Source organism: Pseudomonas phoenicis (genome assembly GCF_047302395.1).
GTDB lineage: Bacteria > Pseudomonadota > Gammaproteobacteria > Pseudomonadales > Pseudomonadaceae > Aquipseudomonas.
The window spans coordinates 1,123,293-1,142,865 of the sequence record NZ_CP154852.1 but is presented as its reverse complement, the minus strand read 5'-3'; the positions used below and the strand labels follow the sequence as shown (position 1 = coordinate 1,142,865).

The window sequence follows — 19,573 nt, the reverse complement described above, 5'->3', positions numbered from 1 at the left end:
GACCGGTTGCTCGCGGCATTCACAGGCTGAACTTGCCGACCATCGCCCGCAGTTGCTGACCCAGTTGCTCCAGTGCGCCACTGGCCGCGGCAGTCTGCTCGCTGGTGGCGCTGGTGCGGTCGGCGCCTTCGCGCACGCCCATCACGCTGCGGTTGATCTGCTCGGCCACCACGCTCTGCTCTTCGCTGGCGGTCGCGATCTGCTGGTTCATGCCCTGGATGCTCGACACCGTTTCGGTGATCTGCTCCAGGGCCTCGCCCGTTCTGCGGCTGAGGGCCACGCTCTGTTCGGTCAGACGTTTGCTGTGGTCGAGCAGGTGGGTGACGTTCTCGGTGCCGCTGTGCAGGCTGGCGATCAGTTGGCCGATTTCCTCGGTCGATTGCTGGGTGCGCTGGGCCAGGCCGCGCACCTCGTCGGCGACCACGGCGAAACCGCGTCCGGCCTCGCCGGCGCGCGCCGCTTCGATGGCGGCGTTGAGCGCCAGGAGGTTGGTCTGTTGCGACACGGCGGTGATGACCTCGAGGATGCTGCCGATGCGCTGGCTCTCGTCGGCCAGGTGGTGCATGGCCGCCAGGCAGGCGTCCATGTGCCCGGCCAACTCCTCAATCTGCGCGATCGATTGCGTGACCACCTGATCCCCGGCCTGCGCCTGCTGGTCCGCGCGGCTCGCCGCCAACGCCGCCTGCTCGGCGTTCTGCGCCACTTCGTGCACGGTGGCGCTCATCTGGTTCATGGCCGTGGCCACCTGCTCGGTTTCCTCGCGCTGCTGGCTGGCCTGCAACTGCGTGGCTTCGCTGACGGTGGCCAGTTCGTGCACGGCCCGCGACAACTGCTCGACGCCGCCTTCCAACCCGCCGATCAGCTCGCGCAGGCCACCCGTCATGTCGCCCATGCTGTGCTGCAACTGGCCCAGCTCATCGCTGCGCGGACCGCTGTGCAGCGGCGCCAGGTCGCCTTGGGCGATGCGCCCGGCCTGGGCCAGGGCCACATCGAGGGGGCGGGTGATCTGCAGGCTGATGACCCATGCCGCCAGCAGCCCGATGGCCAGCGCCAGCACGGCAATCACCGTCATCAGGCTGCGCGCGGCCACCGCTTCCTGGTCGCGCAACTGCGCCTGCAGCTCGCCCATGTGCTGGTTGTAGTCCATCAACTGAAGGCCCAGGGTTTCCAGCTCGTTGTGGATGCGCTCCACGTCGATGGCCTTGCGTGCGTAGTCGAGCAAGGCGGCGCGATAGGCCTCGATGGCGGCAGGCAGCGTGGCGGCGTTGGGCAGATCGAGGTTGGCGTGGGCCAGGGCTACCTCGATCTGCTGCATCTGGGTGACGGCGCTGGCCAGCGCCGCTTGGCCGACCTGTTCGAAGTTTTCCAGCGGATCGCTGAGATAGGCCGCAGTTAGGCTTTGCTCGCTGGCCACTTCAAGATGCCGGGCGAGGCTGTCGATCAGGCCGATGACCTGTTCAAGGGCGGTGGGCGCGCTGGACTCGCCCAGCAGCGTCATCAGACGCTCCTGCAAGGCATCGAGCCTGGCGGTCAGGCGGTCGGCCTGTTGCGCCTGGGCCTGTTGCAGTTGCTGGCGTTCGACGACCTGCTGTTGCAGGGTGGCGAAGGCCGTGTGGTAGGTCTGCAAGTCGCGCTGTTTGTCGGCGATCAGACGTTGTACATCGGCGTCGTCGTAACGCCGTTGCATGTCTTCGGCCAGCGCATCGAGACGCCCCAGGGTGCTGTCGATCTGCTTGCGGCTGACCTCGTCGGCGAGCACTCGGTAGGTGATGCGTTCGCTGCGCAGATCCTTGCTGTAGTCGCTGAAATGACCGATCTGGATGAGCTTTTCCGAGCTTTCGATGGCGTCGTCCAAGGCCAGCCAGCCGCTGAGGGTGGTGACCAGGGTGAACAGCAGCACCGTGGCGAAGCCCAGGGCGAGCTTGAGGCGCACGCTGAGGTTGCCGAGAAATCTGTCCAGTAGTCCTATCATGAGCGCTTCTCCAGAAATGAGTCGGAAGGCGCCAGCGATCAGACGTGGCGTCGAGTCTTACTCATCGGCGGGAAGCGCGTCAGACTGGACCTGCAAATGCTGTGGGAAATTTCCGCATGGTTTGTAGGAAGTAGGGCTGCCTTGCGCGCAGCCCTACCGTGCAAGTCATCTACAACCGGAAACGCGCCACCAGGCCTTGCAGGTGCGTGCCCAACCGCGCCAACTCCACGCTGGAACTGGCGGTCTGCTCGCTGGCCGCCGCCGTCTGATCGGAGATGTCGCGCACGTTCATCACGCTGCGGTTGATCTCCTCGGCCACCGCGCTCTGCTCCTCGGCGGCCGTGGCGATCTGCTGGTTCATCGCCTGGATCGACGACACTGTGCGGGTGATGGTGCCCAGCGCACCACCTGCGCGACGGGTCAGCTCGACGCTGCTGTCGGTCAGGCCGCGGCTGGCGTCCATCACGTCGGCCACACGCTGGGTGCCCTGTTGCAGGTTGGCGATCAGCTCTTCGATCTCTTCGGTGGACTGCTGAGTGCGCTGCGCCAGGCTGCGCACCTCGTCGGCGACCACGGCGAAGCCGCGCCCGGCCTCACCGGCGCGAGCGGCTTCGATGGCGGCGTTGAGTGCCAGCAGGTTGGTCTGCTGCGCGACCGACTTGATCACGTCGAGCATGCTGCCGATCTTGTCGCTTTCCTGCTTGAGCTCGCCCATGGCCTCGCTGGAGTTGTTCACTTCATGGGCCAGGCGCTCGATCTGCGCGACGGCTTCGCCGACCACCCGATCGCCCTCGCGGGCCTGCTGGTCGGCCATCAACGCCGCCTCCGAGGCCTGCTCGGCATTGCGCGCCACTTCCTGCACGGTAGCGGCCATCTCGTTCATGGCCGTGGCCACCTGGTCGGTTTCGACTTTCTGGCTGTTGACCCCGGCGCTGGTCTGGCCGGTGACCGCCGACAGCTGTTCGGCGGCGCTGGCGATCTGCGTGACGCCGTCGCCGATGCCGCCGATCAGTTGCCGCAGGCCTTGGGTCATATGCTGCATGCTGGCCTGCAACTGACCCAGCTCGTCGCGCCGGTCGACCTGCAACTGCTGGCTCAGATCGCCATTGGCCACGCGCTCGGCGGCGCTCAGGGTTTCGCGCAGGGGTACGGTGATCTGCCGGGTGATGATCCACGCGGCAATGATGCCCAGCACCACCGCCACCAGGGTGCTGAGGGCCAACAGCAGGCGCGCCTGCTGGGCATCCTGGTCGCGTACCTGGGTCTGGGTTTCGGTGAGCTGGCGGCTGTTGTCGAACATCACCTGGCCTTGGTCGGCCATGTGTTGCAGCGCCTCTTCGCTGGCGCTCTGCGCGCTGGCCACCTGGTTCACCGCGTCGCGGTAGGTGGCCAGGGCCTGGCCGGCGGCTTGCAAGTCTGCGGCGTAGCTGGCGGGCAGGCGCGTGGCGACCTCGCTCAGCACCGCCGAGGCCTTGTCGATGGCCACCAGCGCGGTCTGCTGGCGCTCGGCCTCGCCGCTGTAGGTGTAGCCGCGTACTTCGAAGCGGGCGCGTTGCAGCTCCTGACCGGCCAGCACGGCACTGGCGTACTGGCCGATGTCGCCGCCTTGCTGCAAGCGCTGTTCGAGGGTGGCGAGCAGGGCCGCGGCCTGGTCGGCGCTGTCGCCGAGCACGGCACGGCTGCTTTCGCGGCGCTGTGCGGCTTGCTTGAGCTGATCGAAGACCTGCCGGTATTCGACGACGGCGGCACGTTGGCGCTCGACCCGTTGCAGGTCGGCCGGCTGGGCCAGACGCTCGGACACCCCTTGCAGGCGTTGTTCGAGCTGGTCGAGGGTGGCGTCCATCTGGGTGATGGCGTCCGGGTTGGCCTTGCGCTGATATTGCTGGCGGGCGATGCGCAGGTCCTGGGTCAGTTGCAGGACTTCGGAAATGTGGCCCAACTTGTCGCCCCGCTCGATGACGTTGCGCAGGCCTATCCAGCCGGTGGCGGCGGCGACCAGGGTCAATAGCAGGACCAGGCCGAAGCCCATGGCGAGTTTGCGGTTGACGCTGATGTTGCCTAACAGTTGGCTTAAACGTTGACTCATGGCCTATTACCCCTTGTTCATTGGCTGCCGGACGTCCTTGGCGGGCTGTCAGGTTCATCGGCCTTCGGGGAATAAACTTTATGACCACACGACCAGTAGTGGTTTAGAACAGGCGCGAAAGCAGCGCGGTGACCGCCGTTTCGACCCGTAGGATACGCGCGCCCAGTTGCACGGGCTGCAAGCCTGCCCGCCCCAACAAGTCGACTTCATAGGGAATCCAGCCGCCCTCGGGGCCGATCGCCAAGGTCACCGGTTGCTCCACGCCGCGCGGGCAGGCCGGATGATCGCCCGGATGGCCGACCAGGCCCAAGGTGCCCTGGGCGATGCCCGGCAAACGGTCTTCGACGAAGGGCTTGAAGCGCTTTTCGATGATCACTTCGGGCAGCACCGTATCGCGTGCCTGCTCTAGGCCCAGGATCAGGTTGTCGCGGATGCTCGCCGGTTGCAGGAAGGGCGTCTGCCAGAAGCTTTTCTCGACCTTGTAGCTGTTGAGCAGAATCAGCCGCGGCACACCCAGGGTGGCGACGGTCTGTAGCAGGCGGCGCATCATTTTCGGCCGCGGCACGGCCAGCACCAAAGTCAACGGCAGCTTGGCCGGCGGCGGCTGGTCGAAGCCGACCTGCAGCTCGGCTTCGCGGGCTTCCAGGCGCAGCAGGGTGGCGCTGCCCGTCAGGCCGCCGATGCGGCCCACGCGCAGGGTGTCGCCCACGCAGGCGCGGTGGATCTCTTGCAGGTGGGTCAGGCGCCGGTCGCTCAGCACGACGCGGTCGGGCGCGACGAAGTCGGCCTCTTCCAGGAGCAACAGGTTCATGGCTGTTTCGCAGGTGGCTGAGGCGCGTCGACCTCGCTCTCGGCAGCTTCCTTGCGCTTGCGCACCAAGGTGGCGAACAGCACGCCGACCTCGAACAGCAGCCACATCGGCACGGCCAGCAGGGTCTGGGAAAAGATGTCGGGCGGGGTCAGGACCATGCCGACCACGAAGCAGCCAATGATCACGTAGGGGCGGATCTTCTTCAGGTACTTCACATCGACCACGCCGATCCACACCAGCAGCACCACGGCCACCGGAATTTCGAAGGCCACGCCGAAGGCGAAGAACAGCGTCATGACGAAGTCGAGGTAGTTGGCGATGTCGGTCATCATCGACACGCCTTCGGGGGTGGCGGCGGCGAAGAAGCCGAAGATCAGCGGGAACACCAGAAAGTAGGCGAAGGCCATGCCGGCGTAGAACAGGAAAATACTCGAGACCAGCAGCGGAATGGCGATGCGCTTCTCATGACGGTACAGCCCCGGTGCGATGAACCCCCACACCTGCTGAAGGATGAACGGCATGGCCACGAACAGCGAAACGATCATGGTCAGCTTGAACGGCGTCAGGAACGGCGAGGCCACGTCGGTGGCGATCATCGTGGCGTTGGCCGGCAAGTGGTCGCGCAGCGGCGCCGAGACCAGGGTGTAGATCTGCTGGGCGAAGGAGAACAGGCCGATGAAGATCGCGAAGATCACGGCCACGCAGCGCAGCAGGCGGGTGCGCAGTTCGGTCAGGTGCGAGACCAGCGGCATGGGCTGGTCGTGGTCCGGGATTTCGCTCATGGGGCTCGTGGTGGCTGTGGCTGGTCGGAGGGCGTGGTTGGCGTGGTCGGTGATGCGGGCACTGCTGGCGTCGGCACGGCGGACGAGGTATCAGCTGCGGGCGAGGCTACGGCTGCGGGCGGCACGAAGGGAACGCTCTGGTTCGGCGCTGCCGTAGCCGTGGCATCGGCCGGGGGCGCAGGCGGCGCATCGGCAGGGGCCACAGCGTTCTTCGGGTCGAGGATGCGCCGGGCTTCCTGTTCCATCGACAGGATGTGCTCGTTGTGCAACTGGCGGCGGATGTCATCGGCGCCGATTTCGCGTTCCACTTCCATCTTGATGCTGTTGAAGCTGCGCTTCAGACGGCCGATCCACAACCCTGCGGTGCGCGCCGCACCCGGTAGGCGCTCGGGGCCGAGTACCAGCAGGGCTACCAGGCCTACCAGCAGGAGTTCGCCAAAACTGATGCCGAACATGGCTCAGTCTTTCCTCAATGGATCTTGAGCGGGTGTGGTCTGGCCTTCGAAGGTCTGGCCTGGAGGCAACGGCGCGTGGGGCTGGGCCGGTTGGGCGGGCACTGCCTCGGGCTGCACGGGGGCCGGCGCAACAGGACTCGCGTGGGGCTGCGCCGGTGCCGGCTGGACAGGTACTGCCGGCGCTTGGGCGGGTGCTGGCTGAGTCGGTGCCACCTGGGGTTGCACAGGCGCTGGCTGGACAGGCGCTGGCTGAGGCTGGGCAGGCGCCACGTAGGGCTGGGCCGGGGCGGCATGGGGCTGGGCCGGTGCCGCTTGAATCGGTGCCACCTGTGGCTGGACCGGCGCGGGCTGCGCAGGCGGTACGGGCTGCGCGGTGTGCACCGGCGGGGTCTGCTCGGTGGGCTTGTGCTCTTCGTCGCTCATGGCCTTGCGAAAGCCCTTGATCGATTCACCCAGGTCGCCGCCGAGGTTCTTCAGCTTCTTGGTGCCGAAGACCAGGACCACCACGATCAGCAGGACGATCCAATGTTTCCAGTCGAAAATACCCATTGCGTACTCCAGGAACAGACGTATCGGTTGTGTCGCGGGAGGCGCATCGCCTCCTCGCGCTCGCATTCAGACCCGCACGGGCTAGGCCCGTTGCCGGTATCAGGCCGACGGCTGGCGCGCGGCCTTTTCCTCGTGCCCGGACAAGCCGAAGCGCCGCTCCAGTTCGTCGAGCACCGCCTGCGGGTGCTGGCCCAGCGCGCTGAGCATGACCAGGCTGTGGAACCACAGGTCGGCGGTTTCGTAGATGACGTCGCTGCAGTCGTGGCTGAGGGCGGCGTCCTTGGCGGCGATGATGGTTTCCACCGACTCTTCGCCGAGCTTTTCCAGAATCTTGTTCAGGCCCTTGTGGTGCAGGCTGGCCACATAGGAGCTGTCGGGGGCGGCGTGCTTGCGGGCCTCGAGGACTTCGGCCAGGCGGGTGAGGGTGTCGCTCATGTCAGTGTCCTGCGTGGTAGATGGCGTGCGGGTCTTTGAGCACCGGATCGACGATGTGCCATTGGCCGTTTTCGTAGACCCGATAGAAGCAGCTCTGCCGACCGGTATGGCAGGCGATTTCGCCCAGTTGCTCGACCATCAGGATGATCACATCGGCGTCGCAGTCCAGACGCATCTCGTGCAGCTTCTGCACGTGCCCGGATTCCTCGCCCTTGCGCCACAGCTTGCCACGCGAGCGCGACCAGTAGATGGCGCGCTGCTCGGCGGCGGTCAATGCCAGGGCTTCGCGGTTCATCCAGGCCATCATCAGCACGCGCCCGGTCTTGTGGTCCTGGGCGATGGCCGGTACCAGTCCGTCGCTGTTCCAGTTGATCTCGTCCAACCAGTCTTTCATCTCTCACTCCAGAACAGGCCCCAGGAGACGAGGGGGCCTTGTGCATCGGTCGCGGCGTACAAGGCGCGCGATCCCGGGTTACCAGCCGGAGGCAATCGGTGCGCTGCCTTGTCCGCTTTCGTTGGGGCCGGGCTGGCTTTGCTGGCCATCGCGAATTCAGGTCGCTCTTGCAGGTGGGCCGGCTTTGCCGGCCCTCGCGACTGAACCGGAGCGCCGGCCGGTCGCTCCTCCAGGCGCTGCTACAGGCGGGCTAGTGTGCCAGCCGTTGCGGCCCCTGGCTATCGACGCACGATCAGGTACAACCCCGCCGCGAGCATCAGGTACGCCGGCCACACGGCCGGGGCGGTCAGGCTGGCCGCACCAGCGGCCAGGGTCGCGCCGCCGCCGAGCAGGCCCGCGCCGAGCAGACGCAGGGCCCAATGGTCGCCGCGGTTGCGTTGGTCGGGCAGGCGCGGGTCCTTGCGATGCGGCTGCGACAGGCGCTCCAGCAGGTCGCGGGTCATGCCGGCCAGGTGCGGCAGTTGCTCGACCTGGCTATAGACGTTGCTGAGCACCGCCTTGGGGCTCATGCGCTGGCGCATCCAGCGCTCCAAGTACGGTTTGGCGGTGGTCCACAGATCGAGCTCGGGGTGCAACTGACGGCCCAGGCCTTCGATGTTGAGCAGGGTTTTCTGCAGCAGCACCAGCTGCGGCTGCACTTCCATGTTGAAGCGCCGCGCGGTCTGGAACAGGCGCATCAGCACCTGGCCGAAGGAAATGTCCTTGAGCGGCTTTTCGAAGATCGGCTCGCAGACCGTGCGGATCGCCGCCTCGAATTCGTTGACCTTGGTGTGCGCCGGCACCCAGCCCGAATCGATGTGCAACTGCGCTACACGGCGATAGTCGCGCTTGAAGAAGGCGATGAGGTTGCGCGCCAGGTAGTCCTGGTCTTCGTCGGTGAGGCTGCCGACGATGCCGCAGTCGATGGCGATGTATTGCGGGCTCCACGGGCGCACGGTGCTGACGAAGATGTTGCCCGGGTGCATGTCGGCATGGAAGAAGCTGTCGCGGAACACCTGGGTGAAGAACACTTCCACACCGCGCTCGGCCAACAGCTTCATGTCGGTGCCCTGGTCGGCCAAGGTCGCCATGTCGGTGACCGGCACGCCGTAGATGCGCTCCATCACCAGTACCTTGGGCCGGCAGTAGTCCCAGTACACCTGAGGCACGTACATCAGGTCCGAGCCTTCGAAGTTGCGCCGCAACTGGCTGGAATTGGCGGCTTCGCGCAGCAGGTCGAGCTCGTCGTAGATGGTTTTCTCGTAGTCGCCCACGACGTCCACCGGGTGCAGGCGACGGGCATCGGCCGACAGCCGCTCGGCGGCCTTGGCGATCAGGAACAGCCAGGCCAGATCCTGGGCGATCACCGTTTGCAGGCCGGGGCGCACCACCTTGACCACCACTTCCTCGCCCGTCTTGAGCTTGGCCGCATGCACCTGTGCCACCGACGCCGAGGCCAGCGGCTCGACGTCGAAGCGGCTGAACACCTGCTCGATGCGCGCACCCAGTTGGCCTTCGATCAGCTCCACGGCGCGCTTGGGGTCGAACGGCGGCACACGGTCCTGCAGCAGCATCAACTCGTCGGCGACGTCCGTAGGCAGCAGGTCGCGGCGGGTCGAGAGCAACTGGCCGAACTTGATGAAGATCGGCCCCAGGTCTTGCAGCGCCATGCGCAGGCGCGCACCGCGGGAGGCCTCGGCGGGCTTGCGCGGCAGCCAGCGCCAGGGCATCAGCAGGCGCAGGCTCATCAGCCACCAGGGCAGGGGCATGGCGAACAGCAGGTCATCGAGGCGGTAGCGAATCACCACACGCTGGATGCGAAACAGACGGCGGACGGCGAGCAGCTTCATGCGTTATCGCTGGTATCAAGGGAGCGGGAAAGGCGGCGAATGCGCGCCTCGAGTCGTTCGATGTCGAGCTTCAGCGCATCGAGTTCGCTGAAGGCCGCTTCGGCTTCGCGCTGGCCCACCAGGGTGCGCGATTCTTCGGCCAGGTACTCGGAAAGGTTCTGGCCGAAGCGCGCCAGGCCCTGGCGCGTCCAGCCCGCGCGCTGGCGCAGGTGCCCGGCCAGCAGCGAGGTGGGCACCGGGCCCAGCCAGCGCGACAGCTCGTATTCCCAGTCCAGTTCCAGGTCTTGCAGCACGCCGAACAGGTCGAGCAGTGCGGCGCTGTCGCCGTGCAGCTCGACCTCGGGGCCATGCAGCACGGCGGTCTTGTTGCGGCTCAAGGCCAGCCGCGCAAGGCTGCTGGCCGGTGCGCGCAGGGTGCAATGCACTTCGCCCTCCCAGTGGCCGGCGAGCATCAGGCCGTCTTCGTCGGGCAGCACGAACACCCGCAGCGCAGGTTGCCGGCAGTCGATGGCGATGACCTTGCCTTCCAGCGCGGCCAGACGCGGCAGCGCCGTGCTGTCCATGCGCAGCACGCGGTTCAGGCCATGCTCGACGCTGGCGAGCACCCCGGCCAGCAGCATCAGGGCTTGATCCCCCGGTGCACGGCCACGATGCCGCTGGTCATGTTGTGGTAGGTGACGCGGTCGAAGCCGGCCTCGACCATCATGCCCTTGAGGGTTTCCTGGTCGGGGTGCATGCGGATCGATTCGGCCAGGTAGCGGTAGCTTTCCGAGTCGTTGGTGATCAGCTTGCCGGCCAGCGGCATGAAGGCGAAGGAATAGGCGTCGTAGGCCTTGGACATCAGCTTGTTGGTGGGCTTGGAGAATTCCAGCACCAGCAGGCGACCGCCGGGCTTGAGCACGCGCAGCATAGAGCGGATGGCGGCGTCCTTGTGGGTGACGTTGCGCAGGCCGAAGGCGATGGTCACGCAGTCGAAGTGGTTGTCCGGGAACGGCAGCTTCTCGGCGTCGGCCTGGACGAACTCGATGTTGCCCGCCACGCCGCGGTCGAGCAGACGGTCGCGGCCGACCTTGAGCATCGATTCGTTGATGTCGGCCAGCACTACTTGGCCGGTCGGGCCGACCAGGCGCGAGAACTTGGCCGCCAGATCGCCCGTGCCGCCGGCGATGTCCAGCACCCGGTTACCGCTGCGCACGCCCGACAGCTCGATGGTGAAGCGCTTCCACAGGCGGTGCATGCCGCCGGAGAGCACGTCGTTCATCAGGTCGTACTTGGCCGCGACGGAGTGGAAGACCTCGGCGACCTTCTTGGCCTTCTGGCTTTCCGGAACGTCGCTGTAACCGAAATGGGTGGTGGGTTCGGCGGCATCGCCTTTGCGCTGATCGTTCATATCGCTCACCGGGGAAAAATTACCGCCATTCTAGGGCGAACCGGCGGATTTGTCTTGGCGGGGTGTGCCCTCTGGCAGGGGCAGGCATAATGGCCAGCTTGTCTCAGCTTCAGGACCCCACGCATGACCCAGATCAGCGTCGAACGCAAACACAGCCTCGGCCGCGAAGCGGCCCGCGCCAAGGCCGAAGCCCTGGTGGAGAAACTTTCCAGCAAATACGACCTCAAGGCGAGCTGGGACGGCGACCGCGTCGACATCGCGCGCAGCGGCGCCAAGGGCAGCGTGCACATCGGCGACGAGTCGATTCGGGTGGACTTGAAGCTCGGCATGATGCTGTCGATGCTGAGCGGCACCATCGAGGGCGAGATCGAGCGGGCGTTGGACAAGGCATTGGCGTGAAGGGCAGGCGCCTCAAAGCATCAGTTTCACCACAGACTCCACCGGGTCGCGGCTTTTCCCGGCCAGGCGCAATTGCTCCAGATAGTCCTCCCACAGCGCCTCCTGGCGTAGGCACAACTGCTCCAGGTATTCCCAGGTGAACAGCCCGCTGTCGTGGCCATCGTCGAAGATCAGCTTCAACGCGTACTGCCCGGCCGGTTCCAAACCCGTGAGCCCTACACCGATCTTGCCGAACTGCAGAATCGGCTTGCCGTGGCCCTGCACTTCGGCCGACGGCGAATGCACCCGCAGGAATTCGGCCGGCAGGTGGTACACCTCGTCCGGGGCGTAGGTCAGTGACAAAGTCTTGGAGGCTTTGTGCAGGTTGATCGCGGTAGGCAGGCGCGGCATGGCGGCGGTCTCTGAGGAAACGGATGGCCAAGCTTCGGGGTTCGGCTGGGGAGATTCAAGCTGTCGTGCGACGTGCTCAACGGATTCGGCGCAGCTGTGCAGCGAAGCGGCCAGGTGCGGAATACGCGCAATTCCAGCGTTGCGGTGGAGATTGGGAAGTAGGGTGCAAAGCGGCGATGTCGCCCGCAGGCGAGTAGGCGTCGCCCCATTTCGCCCGCGATGGCCTGCAAGGCAGCCTCGATGGGGCGACGAGAAGTTTCTCCTGCACGGCGTCGGAGCCGCTGAGCGGCTCCTCTGGGTCGAAAGCCGCTGCTACAGGATGTAGCGCGACAGATCTTCGTTCTGCGCCAGGTCGCCCAAGTGCGTGTCCACATAGTCGGCATCGATACGGATCGGTGCCTCGGTGTGGCTGCTGGCCAGATCCCCAGCGCTGAACGACACTTCTTCGAGCAGACGCTCGAGCAGGGTATGCAGACGACGCGCTCCGATGTTCTCGGTCTTTTCGTTCACCTGGTAGGCGATCTCGGCCAGGCGTTTGATACCCGCATCGACGAACTCGATGTTCAGGCCCTCGGTCTTGAGCAACTCGCGGTACTGCTCGGTCAACGACGCATGCGGCTCTTGCAGGATGCGTTCGAAGTCTTCCGGGGTCAGCGCCTTGAGCTCCACACGGATCGGCAGACGGCCTTGCAGTTCAGGCACCAGGTCGCTCGGCTTGCTCAGATGGAACGCGCCGGAGGCGATGAACAGGATGTGGTCGGTCTTGACCATGCCCAGCTTGGTGTTGACGGTGCAGCCTTCGATCAGCGGCAACAGGTCGCGCTGCACGCCTTCGCGGGACACATCGGCGCCGCCGACGTTACCGCGCTTGGCCACCTTGTCGATCTCGTCGATGAACACGATGCCATGCTGCTCGACCGACTCCAGCGCCTTGGCCTTGAGTTCTTCCTCGTTGACCAGGCGACCGGCCTCTTCGTCGCGCACCAGCTTGAGCGCTTCCTTGACCTTGAGTTTGCGCGACTTGCGCTTGCCCTTGCCCATGTTGGCGAACAGGTTCTGCAACTGGCTGGTCATCTCTTCCATGCCCGGCGGGGCGGCGATGTCCACACCGGCCGACTCGGCCACTTCGATCTCGATGTCCTTGTCGTCCAGCTCACCCTGGCGCAGGCGCTTGCGGAACAGCTGACGGGTGTTGGAATCGGTGCTGGTCTGAGCGGCTTCCTCGCTGAAGCTGGTGGCGCGCGCCTGGGGCAGCAGGGCGTCGAGGATGCGGTCTTCGGCGGCGTCTTCGGCGCGGTGGCGCACACGGACGATCTCCTGCTCGCGCAGCAGTTTCAGTGCGGCATCGGCCAGATCGCGGATGATCGACTCGACGTCGCGGCCCACATAGCCGACTTCGGTGAACTTGGTGGCTTCGACCTTGATGAACGGGGCGTTGGCCAGCTTGGCCAGGCGCCGGGCGATTTCGGTCTTGCCGACACCGGTCGGACCGATCATGAGGATGTTCTTGGGCGTCACTTCCGCGCGCAGCTCGGCCGGCAGCTGCATGCGCCGCCAGCGGTTGCGCAGGGCGATGGCCACGGCGCGCTTGGCGTCGTCCTGGCCGATGATGTGGCGGTTGAGTTCGTGGACGATTTCGCGGGGGGTCATGGACATAAGAATGATGGTCCTCGTGCGCGGTGGTTCAGCGTGGAAAAGCCCAGCCGCCGGGGCTGGGCGCCAGAACAGCTGATCACTCGGCCAGGTCCTGCTCCTCGATGGTCAGGTTGTGGTTGGTGAACACGCAGATGTCGCCGGCGATGTTCAGGGCGGTTTCGGCGATCTCGCGAGCGCCCAGTTCGGTCTTGTTCAGCAGCGCGCGGGCTGCGGCCTGGGCGAAAGCACCGCCCGAGCCCATGGCGATCAGGCCGTCTTCGGGTTCGACCACGTCGCCGTTGCCGGTGATGATCAGCGAAGCGTCCTTGTTGGCCACGGCCAGCATGGCTTCCAGGCGGCTCAGGGTACGATCGGTCCGCCATTCCTTGGCCAGCTCGACCGCAGCGCGGATCAGGTGGCCCTGGTGTTTCTCCAACTGGCCTTCGAAGCGCTCGAACAGCGTGAAGGCATCGGCGGTGGCACCCGCGAAGCCGGCGATCACCTGGCCGTGGTACAGGCGACGGACCTTCTTGGCGTTGCCTTTCATCACGGTATTGCCGAGCGACACCTGGCCGTCGCCAGCCATGACGACTTTACCGTGGCGGCGAACTGAAACGATGGTAGTCAAGGGGACGTCTCCATGCAGCGGGGGCGAAAATGCCTGATGGAAACTGATATGGGGATGCAGAGAAGGATTTCAACGGGTGGAAGCGGCCGGTCGCGTGTTCCGATCGCGCGCAAAGGGCGACAGCGCCGTTCCAATAGCGGCGGTTGTCTCACACGCTAGAGGGGGGCGGCTTGACTCCCATCATGACTGAAGCCCGTGCGAGAGCATCTGTAGGAGCGGCTTGAGCCGCAATGGCCTGCGCCAAGTCCCTGTAGGAGCGGCTTTGAACTGGTCAAGTAATTTTGGACACCGGTTAAGGTTCATGCCGCTATCTTAAGCTTTTCCTCCATGGCTACCGGTGTTTCATAGCCGTTGTAGCTGTGGAGGCGCTTGAGGTTGTAGCGCATGAGATAAGCTTGGATATCCACTCGTGCCTGAGATTCGGTCTCGTAACCACCTGCTGGCATCCATTCTGATTTCAATGCGCCGAAGAATCGTTCCATAGCGGCGTTATCCCAGCATTGGCCCCGATGGCTCATGCTCTGGTTCAAGTTGTACTCATCGAGTGCGGCCCTGAATTTATGGCTGGTGTACTGACAGCCCTGATCTGAGTGAAACATCACACCCGCCGGCCTACCGCGCGATTCGGCAGCCATGCGCAGGGCATTACAAGCCAAATTGGCATCGGCAATCATCGAGAACGCCCAACCAACCACTCGACGGGCATAGAGGTCAATCACAGCGGCCAGGTACAACCAGCGCCTGCCAACCTGGATGTAAGTCACATCGCCACACCAAACCTCATTGATCGTCGAAACCTTGAAATTGCGCTTCAGCTGATTCTGCGCGATCAATGCTTCTGCCCCGGATGACCGATACCGGTGCGGCCTGCGTTGTTTACACTTCAGGCCAGCTTCGCGCATTAGTGTGCGCACCTTGTATCGCCCCACCTCGTGTCCTTCACGGCGTAATTCCTGCACCAGCGTTCGTGAACCAGAGGCACCTCGCGACGCGTTGAAATGCTTGACTGCAAGCAGGCGCAGAGCATCTCTGGCCGGATTTTCACGCCCTTGCCGTTTGCGCCACGCGTAGAAGCTGCTGCGCTTGACCCCAAGCACGCGGCAGCAGTCGATAACAGGATATTGCTCACTCAGCTCGTTGATCAGCGAAAACGATCTTTGGAGTCCCGAAGCAGAAGAGCACTGGCCTTTTTTAGGATTTCGATATCCCGATCTTTTTGCCGAACCAACGCTTCGAGTTCTTCAATTCGTTGCTGCTCGGGGGTGATCGCTTTGGCTCCAACTGGAACCTTGCCGGCTCGCTCTTCGCGCACCTGCTCAACCCAACGACGCAACGCCGTGGGCCCAAGCCCAAGGGCCGCGCAGACTTCGGGGACTGACTGACCACCGTCCAGCACCATTTCGGCAGCTTGGACTTTGTATTCTCTTGAGTAAGATTTACGCACTGATTTTGCCTCCAGTTGGGCGCCATCATAGCGCCCGATGAAGGTGTCCAAAATCATTAGGCCACTTCACTTTAGCCGCGATGGCCTGCGCCAGGTCCCTGTAGGAGCGGCTTGAGCCGCGATGGGCGGCAGCGCCGCCCCACTTCAAGCAACATTGGGCACCTGACGGAAAGCGATCGCAGCTGTTGGGCCTGCTGCGCAGGCCATCGCGGCTCAAGCCGCTCCTACAAGGGTCTGGCGCAGGCCATTGCGGCTCCTACAAGGGTCTGGCGCAGGGCATGCGGCTGGTCGGAGTGCCGCATCGGCCGCTCCCATGCGGTTGGCTCCCTGGAAGCGTGCTCAGGCTTCGTGGCAAACGCGCCCATCGACCAGGGTGTAGCGCACCGCCCCCGGCAGACAATGCCCGACGAACGGGCAGTTCTGCCCCTTCGAGAACCATTGCTCGCCCACCACCGTGGACGCCTGCGGGTCGAACACCACCACATCCGCCGCACCGCCAACCTGCAGCTCGCCGGCCGGCAGGCGCAGCGCCTGGGCCGGACCGTGGCCCAGGCGGGCAAGCAGAGTCGGCAGGTCGAGCAAACCGTCTTCGACCAGGGTCATGGCCAATGGCAGCAACAGCTCGACGCTGCTGATGCCAGGCTCCGTAGCCCCGAACGGCGCCAGCTTGGCGTCGCGCTCGTGGGGCTGGTGGTGGCTGGCGATGGCCTGGATCACCCCGGCTTTCACCGCAGCGCGCAGGCCGTCGCGGTCGGCGGCGGTGCGCAGCGGCGGCTGCACGTGGTAGAGGCTGGAGAAATCGCGCAGCGCCTGGTCGGTCAGAATCAGCTGGTACAGCGCCACGTCCGCCGTCACCGGCAGGCCGCGGGCCTGGGCCTGGGCGATCAGCTCGGCGCCGCGGGCGCTGGTGATCTGGCTGAAGTGGGCGCGCACGCCGGTCTGCTCGACCAGCAGCAGGTTGCGCGCCAGGGCCACGGTCTCGGCGGTCTCCGGGATGCCCGGCAGGCCGAGGAAGCTGGCCATCGGGCCTTCGTGGGCCAGGCCGCCCTGGGCCAGGTCGCGGTCCTGGGAGTGGATGACGATGCTCAGGTCGAAGGTGGCGGCATAGTCCAGGGCGCGGGCCAGGGTGCGGTTGCTGGCCAGTTCGTTGAGGCCGTTGCCGAAGGCCACGCAACCGGTGTCGCGCAGGGCCACCAGCTCGGCCAGTTGCTCGCCTTCCAGGCCACGGGTCAGAGCGCCGATGGGGTAGACCTTGGCGTTGCCGGCGTCGCGCGCGCGGTCCAGCACTAGTTCGGCCACGGCCGAGGTGTCGAGCACCGGGCGCGTCTGCGGCGGGCAGCACAGGCTGGTCACACCACCGGCGACGGCGGCGCGGGTTTCGCTGGCGATGCTGCCCTTGCGGCTGTAGCCCGGCTCGCGCAGGGCCACGCTGAGGTCGACCAGGCCCGGCGCGACCACCAGGCCATCGGCCTGTAAGGTGCGCTCGGGCGTGAAGCCGGCCGGCGCGGCGCCGATGGCGAGGATGCGTCCCTGGTCGATGTGCAGGTCGCCGACCTGGTCCAGGCCGCTGCTCGGGTCGATCAGCCGGGCGCCGAGAATACTGAGGCTCACAGGGCATTCTCCTGATCGAGTCGAGGTTGTGGGGGCCACGCTGCGTTCGGGCAGGCGCACTGATCGAGCATCATCGGATGACGGCTCACTGGGGATTCTCCTGATCGAGCTGACGTTGCGTGTGCTGGCCGCTCATGGCCATCGACAACACGGCCATGCGCACGGCGATGCCATAGGTGACCTGGTTGAGGATCACCGAATGGCTGCCGTCGGCCACCGCCGATTCGATCTCCACGCCACGGTTGATCGGCCCCGGGTGCATGACGATGGCGTCGGGCTTGGCGCCGGCCAGGCGCGCCGTGGTCAGGCCGAACAGGCGGTAGAACTCGCCCTCGCTGGGCAGCAGGCCGCCGGTCATGCGCTCGCGTTGCAGGCGCAGCATGATCACCACATCGACGTCTTTCAGGCCTTCGCTGAGGTCGGTGTAGACCTTGACGCCATACTGCTCGATACCTACCGGGATCAGCGTTTTCGGGCCGACCACGCGGATGTCCGGGCAGCCCAGCGCCTTGAGCGCGAGCATGTCCGAGCGCGCCACGCGCGAATGCAGGATGTCGCCGACGATGGCCACCGAGAGGTTCTCGAAGCTGCCCTTGTGGCGGCGGATGGTGAGCATGTCGAGCATGCCCTGGGTCGGGTGCGCGTGGCGGCCGTCGCCGCCGTTGATCACGGCCACGTGCGGGCACACGTGCTCGGCGATGAAGTGCGCGGCGCCGGAGTCGGAATGGCGCACCACGAACATGTCGGCGGCCATGGCTTCGAGGTTGCGCAGGGTGTCGAACAGCGTCTCGCCCTTGCTGGTCGAGGAGGTCGAGACGTTGAGGCTGATCACGTCGGCCGACAGGCGCTGGGCCGCCAGTTCGAAGGTGGTGCGGGTGCGCGTGGAGTTCTCGAAGAACACATTGCACACGGTCTTGCCGCGCAGCAGCGGCACCTTCTTGACCGCACGCGCACCGACTTCGAGGAACGAGTCGGCGGTGTCGAGGATTTCGGTCAGCAGTTCACGGGGCAGGCCGTCCAGCGAAAGGAAATGGCGCAGCTGGCCCTGGTCGTTGAGCTGCAGCGGGCGCTTAGCGTCGAGTGGCGTCATCGCGGGGACTCTCAAAGGGCGGATGCGGTGGTCAGGTTTTGCAGCTCGAGCACGAGCGGCTCGGGGCCGGTCAGTTTGACCCGCTGGTCGGCGGCCAGCGCCAAGGTGGCGCCGAGCACGTTGGGGCGGATCGGCAGCTCGCCAGCGTCGAGGTCGAGCAGGCAGACCAGGGTCACGCTGGCCGGACGGCCGTAGTCGAACAGCTCGTTGAGCGCGGCGCGGATGGTGCGGCCGCTCATCAGCACGTCGTCGACCAGCACCAGGTGCTGGCCCTCGATCTCGAACGGCAGCTGCGAAGGGCGTACCTGGGGGTGCAAGCCGTTCTGGCTGAAGTCGTCGCGGTAGAACGAGACGTCCAGGGTGCCCAACGGGCTGTCGTCGGCCAGTGCCGCTTGCAGAGCCTGGGCCACCCAGACGCCGCCACTGCGGATGCCGATGAGGCGCGGCTCGGCGATCTGGCGGCGGGCAAGGTGGGCGCCGAGGTCGAGGGCCATCTGCCGGATCAGCGCGGCAGGGTCGGGAAGGCTCATTGCGGACTCCTTGGAAGAGGCCGGCCACAGCCGGCCGTAAAGCGGTCAGGTATTGGCTTCCAACCAGCCTTGCAAGAGCAGGGCGGCGGCGATGGCGTCGACCGGATTGTCACGGAAACTGCCGCGCTGGCCGCCTCGGGCCTGGCGTTCGCCCTTGGCCTCGAAGGTGGTCAGGCGTTCGTCGTGGGTGTGCACGGGCAGGTTGAAGCGGCCATTGAGGCGGCGGGCGAACTTTTCGGCGCGGGCGCTCATCTCGCTGGGGGTGCCGTCCATGTTCAACGGCAGGCCGACGACGATGGCGTCGGGCTGCCATTCGTCGACCAGTTTTTCCACCTGGGCCCAGTCGGGCGCGCCATTCTGCGCCTTGAGGGTGCACAGCTCGCGGGCCTGGCCGGTGATAACCTGACCGACGGCAACGCCGATCTGCTTGGTGCCGTAATCGAAGCCCAACAGCAGACGCAACTCGGCCATCAGGCGTGGCCCGCCTGGTTGGTGAGCAGGCTGAGGGTGACGCCCAGGCTGGTCGCGGCCACCTCCCGGCGCAGCTCGCTGGGCGTGGCGAAGAGGATTTCGGGGTCGAACGTGCAGTTGAGCCAGGCGTTGTCGGCCAGCTCTTCTTCCAGCTGACCGGCCTCCCAGCCGGCATAGCCGAGGGTGATCAGGCTGCGCTGCGGGCCGGTGCCGGCGGCGATGGCGAACAGTACGTCTTGCGAGGTGGTCAGCGACAGCCCGGGCAGCTCGACCGTGGCCTGGTAGCTGCATTCGGGGCTGTGCAGCACGAAGCCGCGGTCGGTCTGCACCGGGCCGCCCAGGTAGATGGGGACGTGGGAGGTGCCGAGCGGCGGCTCCTCGTCCGGGCGCAGTTGTTCGAGAATGTCCGCCAGGCTCAGTTCCTGCGGGCGATTCACCACCAGACCCATCGCGCCATTGGCGTTGTGCTCGACGATGTAGGTCAGGGTCTGGGCAAAGTTCGGGTCGCTCATGTGCGGCATGGCGATCAGGAACTGATGCTTGAGGTAAGTCGGGGTGTGTTTTTTCATGGGCGGTAGTGTGGCGCCAGGCAGCGAGGCTGACAAGCCAATC

General features: G+C 65.7%; 21 protein-coding genes and 1 pseudogene. 1 reads left to right on the top strand and 21 read right to left on the bottom strand.

Annotated elements, in window-relative coordinates; genetic code table 11:
• Nucleotides 1-19 precede the first annotated feature (19 nt).
• From AA0Z93_RS05250 to ubiE, 11 genes and pseudogenes are all read right to left on the bottom strand, one after another.
• Nucleotides 20-1,972, bottom strand: coding sequence for a methyl-accepting chemotaxis protein (locus AA0Z93_RS05250; RefSeq protein ID WP_413046085.1), 1,953 nt, complete (start codon nucleotides 1,970-1,972; stop codon nucleotides 20-22).
• Nucleotides 1,973-2,141: 169 nt separating this feature from the next.
• Nucleotides 2,142-4,058, bottom strand: coding sequence for a methyl-accepting chemotaxis protein (locus AA0Z93_RS05245; RefSeq protein ID WP_413046086.1), 1,917 nt, complete (start codon nucleotides 4,056-4,058; stop codon nucleotides 2,142-2,144).
• Nucleotides 4,059-4,161: 103 nt separating this feature from the next.
• Nucleotides 4,162-4,869, bottom strand: a complete 708-nt coding sequence (locus AA0Z93_RS05240; RefSeq protein WP_413046087.1) for a 16S rRNA (uracil(1498)-N(3))-methyltransferase — start codon at nucleotides 4,867-4,869, stop codon at nucleotides 4,162-4,164.
• Nucleotides 4,866-5,651 carry a twin-arginine translocase subunit TatC gene (gene tatC / locus AA0Z93_RS05235; RefSeq protein WP_413046088.1) on the bottom strand — a complete coding sequence of 262 codons (786 nt, stop codon included), beginning with the start codon at nucleotides 5,649-5,651 and terminating at the stop codon, nucleotides 4,866-4,868. The genes AA0Z93_RS05240 and tatC overlap by 4 nt, the downstream gene beginning before the upstream one ends.
• Entirely contained in the window at nucleotides 5,648-6,106 is a 459-nt protein-coding gene (gene tatB, locus AA0Z93_RS05230; RefSeq protein WP_413046089.1) for a Sec-independent protein translocase protein TatB, read from the bottom strand. The genes tatC and tatB overlap by 4 nt, the downstream gene beginning before the upstream one ends.
• A gap of 276 nt (nucleotides 6,107-6,382) precedes the next feature.
• Nucleotides 6,383-6,655 (bottom strand): annotated as a pseudogene (locus AA0Z93_RS05225) (twin-arginine translocase TatA/TatE family subunit); the annotation flags it as partial.
• A 99-nt stretch (nucleotides 6,656-6,754) separates the two neighbouring features.
• The gene (locus AA0Z93_RS05220) at nucleotides 6,755-7,090 is read right to left on the bottom strand and encodes a phosphoribosyl-ATP diphosphatase (RefSeq protein WP_313740744.1); all 336 of its coding nucleotides are present in this window, start codon (nucleotides 7,088-7,090) and stop codon (nucleotides 6,755-6,757) included.
• 1 nt (nucleotide 7,091) lies between these two features.
• Nucleotides 7,092-7,484, bottom strand: coding sequence for a phosphoribosyl-AMP cyclohydrolase (gene hisI, locus AA0Z93_RS05215; RefSeq protein WP_313740745.1), 393 nt, complete (start codon nucleotides 7,482-7,484; stop codon nucleotides 7,092-7,094).
• A 278-nt stretch (nucleotides 7,485-7,762) separates the two neighbouring features.
• Nucleotides 7,763-9,373, bottom strand: a complete 1,611-nt coding sequence (gene ubiB, locus AA0Z93_RS05210; protein WP_413046090.1) for a ubiquinone biosynthesis regulatory protein kinase UbiB — start codon at nucleotides 9,371-9,373, stop codon at nucleotides 7,763-7,765.
• Nucleotides 9,370-9,993 carry an SCP2 domain-containing protein gene (locus AA0Z93_RS05205; RefSeq protein WP_413046091.1) on the bottom strand — a complete coding sequence of 208 codons (624 nt, stop codon included), beginning with the start codon at nucleotides 9,991-9,993 and terminating at the stop codon, nucleotides 9,370-9,372. The genes ubiB and AA0Z93_RS05205 overlap by 4 nt, the downstream gene beginning before the upstream one ends.
• Nucleotides 9,993-10,763: a bifunctional demethylmenaquinone methyltransferase/2-methoxy-6-polyprenyl-1,4-benzoquinol methylase UbiE gene (gene ubiE / locus AA0Z93_RS05200; protein WP_296266240.1), complete on the bottom strand. Its 771-nt coding sequence runs from the start codon at nucleotides 10,761-10,763 to the stop codon at nucleotides 9,993-9,995. Before ubiE ends, AA0Z93_RS05205 begins: the two co-directional genes overlap by 1 nt.
• Before the next feature lie 123 nt (nucleotides 10,764-10,886).
• Between ubiE and AA0Z93_RS05195 the strand changes: the two genes are divergently transcribed.
• Nucleotides 10,887-11,162, top strand: a complete 276-nt coding sequence (locus tag AA0Z93_RS05195; RefSeq protein WP_413046092.1) for a polyhydroxyalkanoic acid system family protein — start codon at nucleotides 10,887-10,889, stop codon at nucleotides 11,160-11,162.
• 12 nt (nucleotides 11,163-11,174) lie between these two features.
• Here the strand turns inward: AA0Z93_RS05195 and AA0Z93_RS05190 are convergent, their stop codons facing one another.
• The 10 genes from AA0Z93_RS05190 to AA0Z93_RS05145 all read right to left on the bottom strand — a co-directional run bounded on the left by AA0Z93_RS05190 (nucleotide 11,175) and on the right by AA0Z93_RS05145 (nucleotide 19,530).
• A complete protein-coding gene (locus AA0Z93_RS05190; protein WP_413046093.1) occupies nucleotides 11,175-11,552 on the bottom strand; it encodes a gamma-butyrobetaine hydroxylase-like domain-containing protein in 378 nt (125 codons plus the stop codon).
• A 312-nt stretch (nucleotides 11,553-11,864) separates the two neighbouring features.
• On the bottom strand, nucleotides 11,865-13,208 hold the full coding sequence (hslU, locus tag AA0Z93_RS05185; protein ID WP_413046094.1) for an ATP-dependent protease ATPase subunit HslU: 1,344 nt from the start codon (nucleotides 13,206-13,208) through the stop codon (nucleotides 11,865-11,867).
• Nucleotides 13,209-13,284: 76 nt separating this feature from the next.
• The gene (gene hslV, locus AA0Z93_RS05180) at nucleotides 13,285-13,815 is read right to left on the bottom strand and encodes an ATP-dependent protease subunit HslV (protein WP_296266229.1); all 531 of its coding nucleotides are present in this window, start codon (nucleotides 13,813-13,815) and stop codon (nucleotides 13,285-13,287) included.
• Between the two features lie 299 nt (nucleotides 13,816-14,114).
• Entirely contained in the window at nucleotides 14,115-14,927 is an 813-nt protein-coding gene (locus AA0Z93_RS05175) for an IS3 family transposase (protein WP_413048380.1), read from the bottom strand.
• A 29-nt stretch (nucleotides 14,928-14,956) separates the two neighbouring features.
• Nucleotides 14,957-15,316, bottom strand: coding sequence for a transposase (locus AA0Z93_RS05170; RefSeq protein WP_413046095.1), 360 nt, complete (start codon nucleotides 15,314-15,316; stop codon nucleotides 14,957-14,959).
• Nucleotides 15,317-15,598: 282 nt separating this feature from the next.
• A complete protein-coding gene (locus AA0Z93_RS05165; protein WP_413046096.1) occupies nucleotides 15,599-16,870 on the bottom strand; it encodes a dihydroorotase in 1,272 nt (423 codons plus the stop codon).
• Nucleotides 16,871-16,955: 85 nt separating this feature from the next.
• Nucleotides 16,956-17,960, bottom strand: coding sequence for an aspartate carbamoyltransferase catalytic subunit (locus AA0Z93_RS05160; RefSeq protein WP_413046097.1), 1,005 nt, complete (start codon nucleotides 17,958-17,960; stop codon nucleotides 16,956-16,958).
• An 11-nt stretch (nucleotides 17,961-17,971) separates the two neighbouring features.
• Nucleotides 17,972-18,490: a bifunctional pyr operon transcriptional regulator/uracil phosphoribosyltransferase PyrR gene (pyrR, locus tag AA0Z93_RS05155; protein ID WP_413046098.1), complete on the bottom strand. Its 519-nt coding sequence runs from the start codon at nucleotides 18,488-18,490 to the stop codon at nucleotides 17,972-17,974.
• Between the two features lie 45 nt (nucleotides 18,491-18,535).
• Nucleotides 18,536-18,961: a Holliday junction resolvase RuvX gene (ruvX, locus tag AA0Z93_RS05150; RefSeq protein WP_413046099.1), complete on the bottom strand. Its 426-nt coding sequence runs from the start codon at nucleotides 18,959-18,961 to the stop codon at nucleotides 18,536-18,538.
• On the bottom strand, nucleotides 18,961-19,530 hold the full coding sequence (locus tag AA0Z93_RS05145; protein WP_296266220.1) for a YqgE/AlgH family protein: 570 nt from the start codon (nucleotides 19,528-19,530) through the stop codon (nucleotides 18,961-18,963). The genes ruvX and AA0Z93_RS05145 overlap by 1 nt, the downstream gene beginning before the upstream one ends.
• Nucleotides 19,531-19,573 lie beyond the last annotated feature (43 nt).

Coding starts and splice junctions, on each gene's coding strand:
- AA0Z93_RS05250 (WP_413046085.1), bottom strand. CDS start 1,972: ATGATAGGACTACTGGACAGATTTCTCGGCAACCTCAGCGTGCGCCTC.
- AA0Z93_RS05245 (WP_413046086.1), bottom strand. CDS start 4,058: ATGAGTCAACGTTTAAGCCAACTGTTAGGCAACATCAGCGTCAACCGC.
- AA0Z93_RS05240 (WP_413046087.1), bottom strand. CDS start 4,869: ATGAACCTGTTGCTCCTGGAAGAGGCCGACTTCGTCGCGCCCGACCGC.
- tatC (WP_413046088.1), bottom strand. CDS start 5,651: ATGAGCGAAATCCCGGACCACGACCAGCCCATGCCGCTGGTCTCGCAC.
- tatB (WP_413046089.1), bottom strand. CDS start 6,106: ATGTTCGGCATCAGTTTTGGCGAACTCCTGCTGGTAGGCCTGGTAGCC.
- AA0Z93_RS05220 (WP_313740744.1), bottom strand. CDS start 7,090: ATGAGCGACACCCTCACCCGCCTGGCCGAAGTCCTCGAGGCCCGCAAG.
- hisI (WP_313740745.1), bottom strand. CDS start 7,484: ATGAAAGACTGGTTGGACGAGATCAACTGGAACAGCGACGGACTGGTA.
- ubiB (WP_413046090.1), bottom strand. CDS start 9,373: ATGAAGCTGCTCGCCGTCCGCCGTCTGTTTCGCATCCAGCGTGTGGTG.
- AA0Z93_RS05205 (WP_413046091.1), bottom strand. CDS start 9,993: ATGCTGCTGGCCGGGGTGCTCGCCAGCGTCGAGCATGGCCTGAACCGC.
- ubiE (WP_296266240.1), bottom strand. CDS start 10,763: ATGAACGATCAGCGCAAAGGCGATGCCGCCGAACCCACCACCCATTTC.
- AA0Z93_RS05195 (WP_413046092.1), top strand. CDS start 10,887: ATGACCCAGATCAGCGTCGAACGCAAACACAGCCTCGGCCGCGAAGCG.
- AA0Z93_RS05190 (WP_413046093.1), bottom strand. CDS start 11,552: ATGCCGCGCCTGCCTACCGCGATCAACCTGCACAAAGCCTCCAAGACT.
- hslU (WP_413046094.1), bottom strand. CDS start 13,208: ATGTCCATGACCCCCCGCGAAATCGTCCACGAACTCAACCGCCACATC.
- AA0Z93_RS05170 (WP_413046095.1), bottom strand. CDS start 15,316: ATGATTTTGGACACCTTCATCGGGCGCTATGATGGCGCCCAACTGGAG.
- AA0Z93_RS05160 (WP_413046097.1), bottom strand. CDS start 17,960: ATGACGCCACTCGACGCTAAGCGCCCGCTGCAGCTCAACGACCAGGGC.
- pyrR (WP_413046098.1), bottom strand. CDS start 18,490: ATGAGCCTTCCCGACCCTGCCGCGCTGATCCGGCAGATGGCCCTCGAC.
- ruvX (WP_413046099.1), bottom strand. CDS start 18,961: ATGGCCGAGTTGCGTCTGCTGTTGGGCTTCGATTACGGCACCAAGCAG.
- AA0Z93_RS05145 (WP_296266220.1), bottom strand. CDS start 19,530: ATGAAAAAACACACCCCGACTTACCTCAAGCATCAGTTCCTGATCGCC.